Annotated in this window: 11 protein-coding genes; 7 read left to right on the forward strand and 4 right to left on the reverse strand. The window is 64.2% G+C overall.

Translation table 11 applies throughout. The annotated features are described in order from the left end of the window. The first annotated feature begins 65 nt into the window (after positions 1-65). On the forward strand, positions 66-1187 hold the full coding sequence (locus tag G9408_RS03420; protein ID WP_168452689.1) for a lipase family protein: 1122 nt from the start codon (positions 66-68) through the stop codon (positions 1185-1187). A gap of 103 nt (positions 1188-1290) precedes the next feature. On the opposite strand, the gene era is transcribed toward G9408_RS03420, so the two are convergent. From era to lepB, 3 genes are read right to left on the reverse strand one after another with little or no spacing between them, the layout of a single operon-like run. Then, complete coding sequence (gene era / locus G9408_RS03425) at positions 1291-2184, reverse strand: GTPase Era (RefSeq protein ID WP_168452690.1); 894 nt, start codon at positions 2182-2184, stop codon at positions 1291-1293. Next, complete coding sequence (gene rnc / locus G9408_RS03430; protein WP_168452691.1) at positions 2181-2861, reverse strand: ribonuclease III; 681 nt, start codon at positions 2859-2861, stop codon at positions 2181-2183. Before rnc ends, era begins: the two co-directional genes overlap by 4 nt. Then, positions 2858-3676 (reverse strand): signal peptidase I, encoded by an 819-nt coding sequence (gene lepB / locus G9408_RS03435; protein ID WP_168453433.1) that lies wholly within the window; start codon positions 3674-3676, stop codon positions 2858-2860. Before lepB ends, rnc begins: the two co-directional genes overlap by 4 nt. A 279-nt stretch (positions 3677-3955) precedes the next feature. Here lepB and pgi point away from each other — a divergent pair, with 279 nt between their 5' ends. Then, a complete protein-coding gene (gene pgi, locus G9408_RS03440) occupies positions 3956-5461 on the forward strand; it encodes a glucose-6-phosphate isomerase (protein ID WP_168452692.1) in 1506 nt (501 codons plus the stop codon). 110 nt (positions 5462-5571) lie between these two features. Further along, the gene (gor, locus tag G9408_RS03445) at positions 5572-6918 is read left to right on the forward strand and encodes a glutathione-disulfide reductase (RefSeq protein WP_168452693.1); all 1347 of its coding nucleotides are present in this window, start codon (positions 5572-5574) and stop codon (positions 6916-6918) included. A 122-nt stretch (positions 6919-7040) separates the two neighbouring features. Here the strand turns inward: gor and G9408_RS03450 are convergent, their stop codons facing one another. After that, on the reverse strand, positions 7041-8453 hold the full coding sequence (locus tag G9408_RS03450; RefSeq protein WP_168453434.1) for a helix-turn-helix domain-containing protein: 1413 nt from the start codon (positions 8451-8453) through the stop codon (positions 7041-7043). A 211-nt stretch (positions 8454-8664) separates the two neighbouring features. Here G9408_RS03450 and G9408_RS03455 point away from each other — a divergent pair, with 211 nt between their 5' ends. The 4 genes from G9408_RS03455 to scpA all read left to right on the forward strand — a co-directional run bounded on the left by G9408_RS03455 (position 8665) and on the right by scpA (position 13400). Next, entirely contained in the window at positions 8665-10197 is a 1533-nt protein-coding gene (locus G9408_RS03455) for an acyl-CoA carboxylase subunit beta (protein WP_168452694.1), read from the forward strand. Further along, entirely contained in the window at positions 10194-10550 is a 357-nt protein-coding gene (locus G9408_RS03460) for a contact-dependent growth inhibition system immunity protein (RefSeq protein ID WP_168452695.1), read from the forward strand. The genes G9408_RS03455 and G9408_RS03460 overlap by 4 nt, the downstream gene beginning before the upstream one ends. 168 nt (positions 10551-10718) lie before the next feature. Then, positions 10719-11159, forward strand: a complete 441-nt coding sequence (gene mce / locus G9408_RS03465) for a methylmalonyl-CoA epimerase (protein ID WP_168452696.1) — start codon at positions 10719-10721, stop codon at positions 11157-11159. Positions 11160-11252: 93 nt separating this feature from the next. Continuing rightward, complete coding sequence (gene scpA, locus G9408_RS03470; RefSeq protein WP_168452697.1) at positions 11253-13400, forward strand: methylmalonyl-CoA mutase; 2148 nt, start codon at positions 11253-11255, stop codon at positions 13398-13400. The last annotated feature ends 112 nt before the right edge of the window (positions 13401-13512 follow it).

Below are 13512 nucleotides of genomic sequence, written 5' to 3' on the forward strand. Positions count from 1 at the left end.
CCGGCCTTCGCCGGGATGACGTTCATATTGAGCTATGTTAGGCTGGCGCATCGGGAGGTCTTTCGATGCGCCATTTGCTTGCCGCCTTATCCGCCCTTTTCGCTTTGCTCGCCGTGCCTGCCATCGCGCAGCAGCCCGGCACGCTCATCGCTGCCGAGCCGATGCCCGACACACCGCCCGGCACCCAAGCCTGGCGCGTGCAATATTGGACGACGAACGGTAGCGGCCAGCGTCTGGCGGTCACCGGCGTCGTCGCGGCGCCGATGGAGGCGATCCCACCGCGCCCGCGCCGCGTCATCGCGTGGACCCACGGTGCATGGGGCGTCGCCGAAAGATGCGCGCCGTCGCTCAGCCCGAATTTCTTCGCCGCGACCGCCGGGATCGACGCCGTCCGCAGCGGTTATGTCGTCGTTGCGCCCGACTATATCGGGCTCGCCAGCCCGACGATGCACCCGTTCCTCGTCGGCCCCGATACGGCCCAGGCGGTGCTCGACGGGGTGCGGGCGGCGCGCGCAATTCCGGGTGCCGCGGCGGGCAGCGATTTTGCCGTGTGGGGAGAATCGCAAGGTGGTCATGCTGCGCTGTGGACGGCAACCGCGGCGCGCGCCTATGCGCCCGACCTGAACCTCATCGCGACCGCCGCCGCCGCGCCGCCCACCGACCTCGCCGCGAATCTGCGCGAGGCCAGCGACAAGAATGCGCGCGCGCTGCTGCTGTCGTTCGCGCTGCATAGCTGGTCGACGCTATATGGCTTCTCGATGGATGGCATCGCCAACCGGGCGAACCAGGGGATCATTAACCGTCTGGCGCAGAATAATTGCGTCAGCCTCAACGCGAAGCCGAAGCTCGGCACAATCCTTGGCCTCCTCACCGTCGCCCGCGCGACAAGGAACAAGGACATCGCGCGGATCGAACCCTTCGGCAGCTTCGCCCGCGCCAACAGCGTCGACGCCGCGCGCGTCCCCGGACCGCTACTGATCGCGCAGAGCAGCAAGGACACGATCGTCGCGCCGTCGGTGACGCGCAAATTCGCCAAGGCGGTTTGTCGGCGCGGGACCGGTATCCGCTGGATCGAGATGACGGGCGATCATGGCAGCAGCGCCAAAGACAGCGCGCAGGAAACGATCGGCTGGATCACCTCGCGCTTCGACGGCAATCCGGCGCCGAACGATTGTCGGCGGGTTTAGCTCCTCGTCATTGCGAGCGAAGCGAAGCAATCAAGAGCGGCTTGTCACGCCCTGGATTGCTGCGCTTCGCTCGCAATGACGGACGTGAAGGTTAAAGCTGCTCTTAATCCACCCAATCAAGCCCCATGTCGCGGTACACGCCGCGATCCTCGTCCCAGTTCGCCTTGACCTTCACATGCAGGAAAAGGTGGATCTTGCGACCCAGCAACTCGCTGAGCTCGGCGCGCGCCTTGCTGCCGATTTCCTTGATCCGTTCGCCCTTGTGGCCAAGGATGATCGCGCGCTGATTGTCGCGCGCGACGAGGATTTGCTGATGGATTTCCGCGCTGCCGTCGGCGCGCGTCGTGAATTTCTCGGTCTCGACCGTCGACTGGTACGGCAGTTCTTCGTGGAGCTGGCGATAGAGTTGTTCGCGGGTGATTTCGGCCGCCAGCATGCGTTCGGGGGCGTCGCTGACCTCGTCTTCGGGAAAGTGCCACGGTCCCTCCGGCATCAGCGCCGCAAGATGCGCCTTCAGTTCGGGAACCCCGTCGCCGCTGCTGGCCGAGATGAAGAAGGTTTCGTCGAAGGCGACGCGGCTGTTGAGATCGGTCGCGATCGTCAGCAATTTGTCCTTCCGCGTCAGATCGACCTTGTTCAGCACCAGATATTTCTTCTCGGGCCGGTTCGCGACGCCCTCAAGCACGCGCTCGACGCGGCCCGTCAGCTTGGCAGCGGCATCGACCATCACAAGGATCGCTTCGGCCTGCTCGAGGCTGCCCCACGCCGCGGCGACCATCGCGCGGTCGAGCCGCCGCGTCGGGGCAAAGATGCCCGGGGTGTCGATCAGCACGATCTGCGTGTCGCCGTCCATCGCGACGCCCATCAACCGCGTGCGCGTCGTCTGCGCCTTGGGGCTGACGATCGCCACCTTCTGGCCGACGAGCGCGTTGACGATCGTCGATTTGCCCGCGTTCGGCGCGCCGACGACGGCGACAAATCCGCAGCGGTGGGTCATTTTTCCTGTCCTTCGAGTTCGGCAAGCAAGATTGCCGCGGCGGCCTTTTCCGCCGCCTGTTTGCTGGCGCCTTCGGCCTCGGCGCGCGCGAGCTTGCCGATGCTGACGGCGACACGAAAGCGGGGGGCGTGGTCCGGGCCTTCGCGCGCGACGATTTCATATTCGGGCGGACGCCGTCGCCGGGCAAGCGCCCATTCCTGCAGCGCCGCCTTGGGATGCTTTGGCGCCGCCGCCTGCCCGTCGATCATCTCACCCCAATGGGCGATGACAAAGGCCCGCGCGGTATCGATGCCCTTGTCGAGATAAAGCGCGCCGATCAGCGCCTCGATCGCATCGGCGGCGATATTGTCGCTGTAGCGGCCGCCGTCGTTACGGGCCTGCGCGCCGAAACGGATCAGCGCGGTGAGGTTCAGCCGCTGCGCGATCGCGGCGCAGGTTGCACCCGACGCCAGCACATGCAGCCGCGACGACATTTCGCCCTCGCTAGCGTTCGGAATGCGACTGTAAAGTTCGGACGCGATGACCAGTCCGAGCACGCGGTCGCCCAGAAATTCGAGCCTTTGGTAATCGGCGCGCCCGGTGCTGCCATGGGTCAGCGCCAGTTCGTAGAGCGCCAGATCGTCCGGGGTGCTACCGAGGATTTCGGCCAGCGCCCCGCCATTCAGCGGGTCGTTCAAAAACCGTCCCCGATGCGGTCCCAGCGCGCGGCGGTGAACCAGCTGATCGGGTTGATCCAGCTCGCCGATCCGTCGGTCGAGAACATGCCGACCAGCGCCTTGCCGACCAGATTCTCCTCTGGCACCAGCCCGATGCCCTGGTTTTCCATCGCCGGAAAACGGCTGTCGGCGCTGCGGTCGCGGTTGTCGCCCATCATGAACAAATGACCTTCGGGGACAATGACCAGCGGCGTATTGTCTTCGGCGATCGGCGCGATGTCGAGGATCGCATAGCTTTTGCCGCTCGGCAGCGTTTCGCGAAACTGCTTGTACCGGCATTGGCGCTGACCGTCGGCCCCGACTTCCTCGAATTCCATCGAATAACAGGGCAGCGTGCCCATCGCGCGCGACGCCTCGATCATGTTAGCCGTCACCGGAATCACAAAATCGGGCATGGCTTCGCGCTTCAGCGGCTTGCCGTTGAGCCAGACAATGCTACCCTTTACCTGCACGCTGTCGCCGGGCAGGCCGATAACGCGCTTGATATAGTCATTCTGGGCGGTCGGCGGCGCCTTGAACACCGCCACGTCGCCGCGTTCGGGGGTGCGGGCGAAAACGCGGCCGGGGATCAGCGGCACGCTGAACGGCAGGCTGTATTTCGAATAGCCATAGGCCATTTTGTTGACGAGCAGATAATCGCCGATCAGCAGCCGCGGCTGCATCGATTCCGACGGAATATTGAACGGCGACAGGAAAAAGCTGCGGAAAATCAGCACCGCGATCGCGAGCAGGGCCAGGAAGCGAACGGTGTCGACCGCTTCCTCCTTGGCCGACACCGGTGCGGGAGGGGGCGAAGGGGTGGGCGCGGGCTCGGTCGGGGGCGTTACATCGGCGGTAAAGCTGGCATTGGTCATGTCGCGGCATTTGGCGGTGAATAGGTCTGCGTGCAAGCAAATATCGGCGGATCGTACTGGCGCGCGCGCGGCGGCGGACCTATGGAACGAGCCATTATTTTCCCGTTCGCATCGAGCGAAGTCGAGATGCCTATCGGCCTTGGGCGCCCTCGGTGTGTCTCGACTTCGCTTGACACGAACGGATGAGGGAGGATGTGGACGATGACAACCGCCGATCAAGCCTGGCAGGCACTCGCCGAATGGCAGCCGCAGAAACTGACCAGCCTGGTCGCGGCCGATCCCGATAGCCGGCTCCACGCGATGGTCCGCAGCGTCGCCAACATCCGGTTCGATTTCGCCAAGACGCATCTCGACGATGCTGCGGTCGCGATCCTGTCTGACCTTGCCGCGGCGCAGGATTTCGACGGCCGCCGCAAGACGCTGTTTTCCGGCGGCATCGCGAACCCGACCGAACGGCGCGCCGCCGAACATAGCGCCGAACGCGGCGACGGGGCGCCCGAATCCGTCCACCGCGCCCAGGCGCTGCACCAGCGGATGCGGATGATGATCGACGCGATCGAGGCGGGCGCGTTCGGCGAGATCCGTCATCTGCTCCACATCGGCATCGGCGGGTCGGCGCTTGGCCCCGATCTGCTGGTCGATGCGCTGGGGCGCCACAGCGACCGTTATGATGTCGCGGTGGTGTCGAACGTCGACGGGGCGGCGCTCGACGAAGCCTTCGCCAAATTCAGCCCCGAACATACGCTGGTCGCGGTCGCGTCGAAAACCTTCACGACGACCGAAACCTTGCTCAACGCCAATTCGGCGTTGCAATGGCTGGACGAGGCCGGGGTTGCCGACCCGCTCGGGCGCTTTATTGCGCTGACCGCGATGCCCGATCGCGCGATCGAATGGGGGATCGATGAAACGCGCATCCTGCCGTTCAGCGAGATGGTCGGCGGGCGCTATTCCTTATGGTCGTCGATCGGCTTCCCGGCGGCGCTCGCGCTCGGCTGGGATGCGTTCGAGGATCTGCTTGAGGGCTCGGCAGAGATGGACCGCCATTTCCGGCTTGCCGATGGCGCCGACAATGTCTGCCTGCTCGCCGCCTTCGTCGATCAGCTTTACGCCAATCGGCTGGGGTGCCAGACGCGCGCCGTGTTCGCCTATGACGAACGGTTGCGCCTGCTGCCCAGCTATCTGCAACAGCTGGAGATGGAATCGAACGGTAAGTCGGTGACGCTGGCGGGCGAGGCGCTGGGTCGGCACAGTGCACCGATCACCTGGGGCGGGGTCGGCACCGACGCGCAGCATGCGGTGTTCCAGCTCCTCCATCAGGGAACGAACCTCGTCCCGGTCGAATTCGTCGTCGCGCGCGAGCCTGACCATCTGCTCGACGAGGCGCATCACGAAACACTGGTCGCCAATTGCATCGCGCAGGGCGCCGCGCTGATGACGGGGCGGGCCAGCGCCGATGGCGCGCGCCACTATCCCGGCGACCGGCCCTCGACGACGATCCTGCTCGATCAGGTGACCCCGCGCGCGCTCGGCGCGCTGATCGCCTTTTACGAGCATCGTGTGTTCGCCAATGCGGTGTTGCTGGGGATCAACCCGTTCGACCAGTTCGGGGTCGAACTCGGCAAGGAAATGGCGAAGGGATTGGCCGAGGGGACCGTCGAATTCGACCCCGCGACCCAGGCGCTGATGGCCGCCGCGCTGGGCGAATGAGGTCGCGCCACTATCTGTGATGGCAAAAATCGATTGGCAATGGCGGCCCGCGTAACCACATAGGCGCGCGCTGCGAACGTCAGCCAAGCCAATTTTCGGGGATCTCCTTCATGAGCAATTTCGACTTCGACCTGTTTGTCATCGGCGCCGGGTCGGGCGGGGTTCGCGCCTCGCGCGTCGCCGCTTCGCATGGCGCGCGCGTTGCGGTGGCCGAAGAACATCGGGTCGGGGGCACTTGTGTGATCCGTGGCTGCGTGCCGAAAAAACTGCTCGTCTACGGCGCCCATTTTGCCGAGGATTTGAAGGACGCGCGCCACTTCGGCTGGGACGTTCCCGACTGCAAGTTCGATTGGGACCGGCTGCGCGACAATGTGTTGAACGAGGTGACGCGGCTTGAGGGGCTGTACGGCCAGACGCTCGACAATCACAAGGTCACCCTGTTCAAATCGCGGGCAACGATCGTCGGGCCGCAGAAAGTCTGCCTGAGCGACGGGCAGGAAATCAGCGCCGAACGCATATTGATCGCGACCGGCGGCTGGCCGTTCGTTCCCGAATTTCCGGGCAGCGAACATGCGATCACCTCGAACGAGGTCTTTCATCTGGAGAGCCTGCCCAAGCGCGTCGTGATCGCGGGCGGCGGCTATATCGCCAACGAGTTCGCTGGCATCTTCAACGAATTCGGCAGCAAGGTGACGATCGTCAACCGCGGCGACACGATCCTGCGCGGCTATGACGAGCAGATCCGCGACCGCCTGCTGCAAATTTCGATGACCAAGGGCATCGAATTCAAGTTCAACGCCCCGTTCGAGTCGATCGAGAAGAAGGCCGACGGCTCGCTGACGGTCCACCTGGGCAACAGCGACCCGATCGACGCCGACATCGTCCTGTTCGCGGCGGGGCGGGTGCCGAACACCAAGGGGCTGGGGCTAGAGGAGGCCGGCGTCGAACTCGACCAGGACGGCGCGATCAAGGTCGACGAAACGAACCAGTCGTCGGTACCCAGCATCTATGCGGTCGGCGACGTCACCAACCGCATCCAGCTGACCCCCGTGGCGATCCGCGAAGGGCAGGCCTTTGCCGACAGCGTGTTCGGCGGCAAGCCGACGACGGTCGACTATGCCAATGTGCCGAGCGCGGTGTTCAGCCACCCGCCGATCGGCGCGGTCGGGATGACCGAGGCCGAGGCGCGCAACAAGCTGGGTACGGTGCGCGTGTACACCAGCGATTTCCGTGCGATGAAGAATGTGCTGGCGGGGCGCAACGAACGCGCGCTGTACAAGATGGTGGTGAACGAGGCGACCGATCAGGTCGTCGGGCTGCACATGATCGGGCCGGATGCGCCGGAGATTTTGCAGGCGGCGGCGATCGCGGTCAAGGCGGGGCTGACCAAGGCCGATTTCGACGCGACGGTGGCACTGCACCCGAGCATGGCGGAAGAGTTGGTTTTGCTGAAGTAGGTTAGGGTAAGTCCTGAATTCCGTTCGTGTCGAGCGAAGTCGAGACACGTGAAGTCTGGCGCTAACTCCGCGTGCCTCGACTTCGCTCGACACGAACGGACTTTGGGTTGGTATTCCCGAAATCACCCAATCCGATACGGCACCACATCGCGCCGGTCCGGATCGACCAAGATCGGGCGATCGCTCGGCGGAAAGGCGCGCTGGTCGCAGTCGTCGCGCGGGCAGATGCGGCACGACGATCCGATGCGCGTCGCGGCCTGCGGCGCTGCGACATCGACCCCGTCGGCATAGATGAAGTCACCGGCATATTGCGCCTCGCACCCCAGCGCGACGGCGTAGCGGCGCGGGCTTCGCGCATAGCTGCCTGAGGGCTTCACCAGCCCCTTCGCCATCGAGACATAGCGGACGCCATCGGGGGTCTCGGCCAGCTGGAACAGGATGCGGTCGGGGATTGCTGCGGCCTCGTGAACGATCCACAGCGGGCAGGCGCCACCGAAGCGCGCGAATTGCAGCCGCGTGGCCGAGTGCCGCTTGGTGATGTTGCCCGCCATATCGACGCGGCAGAAGAACATCGGAATGCCGCGCGCGCTGGGGCGCTGGAGGGTCGAGAGGCGGTGGCATGCCTGTTCGAAGCTCACCCCATATTCCAGCCGCAGCCGGTCAATGTCGTGGCGCACCGCACGCGCGCTGGCGCGAAAGGGGGCGTAGGGCATGAGCACCGCGCCCGCGGCATAGTTGGCAAGGCCGACGTGGAGGAGCTGGCGCGCGGCGGCGGTGCGCAGCGGGCTGGCCTCGACCACCGCCGCGATCTCGCGTGCCAGCGCCAGCGCTGCAAGCTGGTGCGCGAGTTGAAAGCGTCGCGTTTCGGCGGGCTGCGACGGGTCGATCACCAGGTGCCGCATCGTCGCGTCGAAATCGCGCAGGCTTTGCGTCTGCGTATAGACGATCGAGATGCCGAGCGCGTCACGCAGTCGCCGCTCGATCGTCTCGATCGCGGGCGACGGGTCGCGGCCGCGCAATTGCCCCGCGAGCGCCTCGGCGGCGCGATCGATGCTGTCGACGTAATTGCCCGCGTCGTGGAACCAGTCGCGCACCTCTTCCCACGGCAGGCGGCTGCCCTCGGCGGTGCCGCCGGTCAGCGCCTCGTCGATGATCTGGAGCCGCTGCCCGGCGCGGCGATAGGCGGCGTGGAGCGCGACGAACTGGTCGGCGAATTGAGGTTGCTGGAGTGCGGCGCGTTCGAGCTGTTCGGGGGGGAGCGGCGACGCGGCGAACAGCGGATCGGCGGCGGCTTCGCGCAGCGCCCCGGCGCGGCGGTCGCCCGCGTCGGCGGCGACTTCTTCCCATTCGAGCGGGAAGAGTTTTTGCAGGCGGTCGAGGAGGGCGGGGGTCAGCGGGCGGTCGTCATGCTCGATCTGGCTGAGGTAGGAGGGGGAAATGGCGAGTGTTTCGGCGAACTCGGCTTGCTTGATTCCTCGTTCGACCCGCAGCGCCTTGAGACGATTTCCGGCAAAGATTCGTTGGCGCATCGACATCATCCCCAAATCCGTTCGCCCTGAGCTTGTCGAAGGGCCGCACTTTCTTGGCACGACGTCAAAGCAAAAACGGTGCTTCGAGAAGCTGAGCACGAACGGAACAAGGCGTAGCAATAGTTTGCAAAACTGGACTTTGCAACTTCGCAAATTCGCATTTGCATCGGAGCGCCGACGGAGGCAGACGACGCATTCGACACTATCGGAGAGCTGCATGTCCGCCAATATCGCCGAAATGGAACGCCGCCGCGCCGCCGCCCGACTGGGCGGGGGGCAGAAGCGCATCGATGCGCAGCATGCCAAGGGCAAGCTCACCGCGCGCGAACGGCTCGACGTGCTGCTCGACGAAGGATCGTTCGAGGAACTCGACGCCTATGTCGAACATGACTGCGTCGATTTCGGGATGCAGGACCAGAAGATTCCCGGTGACGGCGTTGTCACGGGATCGGGAACGATCAACGGCCGCCTCGTCTATGTGTTCAGCCAGGATTTCACCGTGTTTGGAGGATCGCTGTCGAAGCGTCATGCGGAAAAAATCTGCAAGGTGATGGACAAGGCGATGCTCGCGGGCGCGCCGGTCATCGGGCTGAACGACAGCGGCGGCGCGCGCATCCAGGAAGGCGTCGCGTCGCTTGGCGGCTATGCCGATGTGTTCCAGAAGAATGTGCTGGCGTCGGGCGTCGTGCCGCAGATCAGCCTGATCATGGGGCCGTGCGCGGGCGGCGCGGTTTACAGCCCGGCGATGACCGACTTCATCTTCATGGTGAAGGACAGCAGCTATATGTTCGTTACGGGTCCCGATGTTGTCAAAACGGTCACGAACGAGGTGGTGACGCAGGAGGAACTGGGCGGCGCGATCACGCACACGACCAAGAGCTCGGTCGCCGATCTGGCGTTCGAGAATGACATCGAGGCGCTGCTCGCGGCGCGTGATTTCTTCGATTACCTGCCCGAAAACAACCGCAGCGGCGTCCCGGCGCGCCCGACGAGCGACCCCTATGACCGCGAGGACAAGAGCCTCGACACGCTGATCCCGCCCAATGCGAACCAGCCGTACGACATGCACGAGCTGATCCGCAAAACGGTCGATGAGGGCGATTTCTTTGAGGTGCAGTCGGCGCATGCCGGGAACATCATCTGCGGTTTCGGGCGTATCGAGGGGCGCACGATCGGCATCGTCGCGAACCAGCCGTTGGTGCTCGCGGGCGTGCTCGACATCAATTCATCGAAGAAGGCGGCGCGCTTCGTGCGTTTCTGCGATGCGTTCGAAATTCCGATCGTCACCTTCGTCGACGTCCCCGGCTTCCTGCCCGGCACGGCGCAGGAATATAACGGCATCATCAAACATGGTGCGAAGCTGCTCTTTGCCTATGCCGAGGCGACGGTGCCGAAGATCACGGTGATCACGCGCAAGGCCTATGGCGGCGCGTATGACGTGATGGCGTCGAAGCATCTGCGCGGCGATTTAAACTATGCCTGGCCGACCGCTGAGATCGCGGTGATGGGCGCGAAAGGCGCGGTCGAGATCATCTTCCGCAGCGACATCGGCGACCCTGAAAAGATCGCCGAGCGCACAAAGGAATATGAGGACCGCTTCGCCAATCCGTTCGTCGCGGCGCAGCGCGGCTATATCGACGAGGTGATCTATCCGCACTCCACGCGGCGGCGGATTGCGCTGGGGTTAAGGAAGCTTCGGAACAAGAGCCTCGAGAACCCGTGGAAGAAGCACGATAATATTCCGCTATGAGCAGGGAAACGCGAGAGCGCCGGTTGAAGGCAGAGGAGAACTGGCCCGACCTTCGGCAGTTCCTTGAAAGCTATGTGCACGAAGATTGGGACCGTTTCGATGCGAGCCCGGAGGCGGCGATTGATCGGGCGATCGGCGATCACCCCGTCGAAATGCGGCAGACAATCGTGCGACAATGGTGGGACTGGAACAACGTCGAGTCTTCGCAATATGATCCTCGACCGGCGATAAACGATGGGCTGGGTGTCAACATTCATTTCGAGAGTCCCGAGGCCGGGCGTCACTTTATGAATATGGTCTACGACAAGCTCATCGTGTCGATCCGTAAGGAAGTGGAGCATTGGAAGCCATGAAACCAGGCCGTCCCAACCGAATCCTCCCAGGAACGGGGAGGGGGACCATGCGAAGCATGGTGGAGGGGGCTGTCGATTTTGAGCTGCGTCGCGTCAGGATGCCACCCCCCTCCGTCAGCGCTGCGCGCTGCCACCTCCCCGCGAGCGGGGAGGATTGAAGGACGTATTATGAAACTTGGAAGATTGAACCATATCGGCGTTGCGACGCCGTCGATTGCCGACAGCATCGTCTTTTACCGCGACGTCATGGGTGCCACGACGATCCACGACCCATTCGACCTGCCCGAGCAGGGGGTGAAGGTGTGCTTCGTCGATACGCCGGGCGCCGATGGCGCGCTGAACGGCACGCAGATCGAGTTGATCGAGCCGCTGCCGGGCAACACCTCGATTGCTGGGTTTCTGGAGAAGAATCCGGCGGGGGGGCAGCATCATGTCTGTTACGAGATGCCCGACATTCATGTCGCCAAGGCAGAGTTCGAGGCGCTGGGCAAGCGGGTGCTGGGGAAGCCGCGCATCGGGGCGCATGGGACGCTGATCTTCTTCCTCCATCCCAAGGATATGGGCGGGGTGCTGACCGAGATTATGGAGACGCCGAAAGCGGCGCATTGACCCTGTTTGCCGTTCGTGTCGAGCGAAGTCGAGACACGTGCAGAGCGACCACAACGTCTCTCGACTTCGCTCGAGACGAACGGAGAGTTTGAAGTGACCGACAAACCGACCCTCGACCAATGGGCTGAAGCCGCCGACAAGGAAGTGAAGGGCAAGGACCTGACCTGGCACACGCCCGAGGGGATTGACGTCAAGCCGCTCTACACGGCCGAGGACGTCACCACCGACCCCGGCCTGCCCGGTTTCGCGCCCTTCACGCGCGGGGTGCGGGCGTCGATGTATGCCGGGCGGCCGTGGACGATCCGGCAATATGCGGGCTTTTCGACCGCCGAGGAATCGAACGCTTTCTATCGCCGCAACCTTGCCGCGGGGCAGAAGGGGCTGTCGGTTGCCTTCGACCTTGCGACGCACCGCGGTTATGACAGCGACCATCCGCGCGTCGTCGGCGACGTCGGCAAGGCGGGGGTCGCGATCGACAGCGTCGAGGACATGAAGATTCTGTTCGACGGCATTCCGCTCGACCAGATGTCGGTCAGCATGACGATGAACGGTGCGGTGATCCCCATCCTCGCCTTTTTCATCGTCGCGGGCGAGGAGCAGGGGGTCGAGCGCAAATTGCTCGACGGGACCATCCAGAACGACATCCTGAAGGAGTTCATGGTCCGCAACACCTACATCTATCCGCCCGAGCCAAGCATGCGGATCATCTCGGACATTTTCGGCTATACCAGCCGCGAGATGCCCAAGTTCAACAGCATCTCGATCTCCGGCTATCATATGCAGGAAGCCGGCGCGACGCAGGTGCATGAGCTGGCCTTCACCATCGCCGATGGCGCCGAATATGTTCGCTACGGCGTCGCATCGGGGCTCGACATCGACAAGTTTGCGGGGCGCCTGTCCTTCTTCTTCGCGATCGGCATGAACTTCTTCATGGAGATTGCGAAGCTGCGCGCCGCGCGCGTTCTGTGGCACCGCGTGATGACCAACCTCGGCGCCAAGGACGAGCGCAGCAAGATGTTGCGGACGCATTGCCAGACGTCGGGGGTCTCACTGACCGAACAAGACCCCTACAACAATGTCATGCGCACGACGATCGAGGCGATGGCGGCGATGCTGGGCGGCACCCAGTCGCTGCACACCAACGCGCTCGACGAGGCGATCGCGCTGCCGACCGATTTCTCGGCGCGCATCGCGCGCAACACCCAGATCGTCATCCAGGAAGAGACCGGGATGACCAAGGTCGTCGATCCGCTCGGCGGCTCCTATTATGTTGAGGCGCTGACGCAGGAGCTGGTCGACAAGGCGTGGGAGATCATCGAGCGCGTCGAGAAGGAGGGCGGCATGGCGAAAGCCGTCGCCGCGGGTTGGCCCAAGGCGATGATCGAGGAAGCCGCCGCGGCGCGGCAGGCACGCGTCGATCGCGGCGAGGATGTCATCGTCGGGGTGAACAAATATCGTCTGAAGGACGAGGATCTGCTCGAAACGCTCGAGGTCGACAATACGAAGGTCCGCGAGGCGCAGGTCGCGCGGATCAATCGCGTGAAGGCGAGCCGCGACGAGGCGGCGTGCCAGGCGGCGCTGACCGCGCTGCGCCGGGGGGCTGCGGCACCGCAATCGATCGACAACAACCTGCTTGCGCTCGCCGTCGAGGCGGCGCGCGCGCGTGCGACGCTCGGCGAAATCTCGTCGGCGATGGAAACCAGCTTTCAACGCTATGCGACGCAGCCAACCCCGGTAAAGGGCGTCTATGCCGCGCCTTATGCGGGCGACGACCGCTGGCAACAGGTGCTCGACGGGGTGAAGGCGGTCGAACGCCGCATGGGGCGCAAGCCGAAGCTGCTCGTCGCCAAGATGGGGCAGGACGGGCACGACCGCGGCGCCAATGTGATCGCTTCGGCGTTCGGCGACATGGGCTTTGATGTCGTGTCGGGACCGCTGTTCCAGACCCCCGAGGAGACGGTGGTGCTGGCGCTCGACAGCGGGGTCGACGTCGTCGGCGCGTCGAGCCTTGCGGCGGGGCACAAGACACTTATCCCCGAACTTATCCACAAGCTGAAGGAAGCGGGGCGCGGCGACATCAAGGTGATCGCGGGCGGGGTGATTCCGCCGCAGGATTATCAGTTTTTGCGCGATGCCGGGGTGCAGGGAATTTATGGGCCGGGATCGAATGTTGTCGAATGCGCCGCCGATGTGTTGCGCTTGCTGGGGCATAATATGCCGCCGATTGGAGAAGCTGCGTGAGTAATACCAACCTTTCTATCCCGTTCGTGTCGAGCGAAGTCGAGACACCCTTCGACCGCACGCCGCGCCCGACGGGCATCTCGACTTCGCTCGATGCGAACGGGGAGGGGGA

It is taken from the genome of Sphingopyxis microcysteis (genome assembly GCF_012274265.1).
In the GTDB taxonomy this organism is placed as follows: Bacteria; Pseudomonadota; Alphaproteobacteria; order Sphingomonadales; family Sphingomonadaceae; genus Sphingopyxis; species Sphingopyxis microcysteis.

Excerpts from the sequence above, each read along its gene's own strand:
- G9408_RS03420 (WP_168452689.1), top strand. The coding sequence starts at position 66 with ATGCGCCATTTGCTTGCCGCCTTATCCGCCCTTTTCGCTTTGCTCGCC.
- era (WP_168452690.1), bottom strand. The coding sequence starts at position 2,184 with ATGACCCACCGCTGCGGATTTGTCGCCGTCGTCGGCGCGCCGAACGCG.
- pgi (WP_168452692.1), top strand. The coding sequence starts at position 3,956 with ATGACAACCGCCGATCAAGCCTGGCAGGCACTCGCCGAATGGCAGCCG.
- gor (WP_168452693.1), top strand. The coding sequence starts at position 5,572 with ATGAGCAATTTCGACTTCGACCTGTTTGTCATCGGCGCCGGGTCGGGC.
- G9408_RS03450 (WP_168453434.1), bottom strand. The coding sequence starts at position 8,453 with ATGTCGATGCGCCAACGAATCTTTGCCGGAAATCGTCTCAAGGCGCTG.
- G9408_RS03455 (WP_168452694.1), top strand. The coding sequence starts at position 8,665 with ATGTCCGCCAATATCGCCGAAATGGAACGCCGCCGCGCCGCCGCCCGA.
- G9408_RS03460 (WP_168452695.1), top strand. The coding sequence starts at position 10,194 with ATGAGCAGGGAAACGCGAGAGCGCCGGTTGAAGGCAGAGGAGAACTGG.
- mce (WP_168452696.1), top strand. The coding sequence starts at position 10,719 with ATGAAACTTGGAAGATTGAACCATATCGGCGTTGCGACGCCGTCGATT.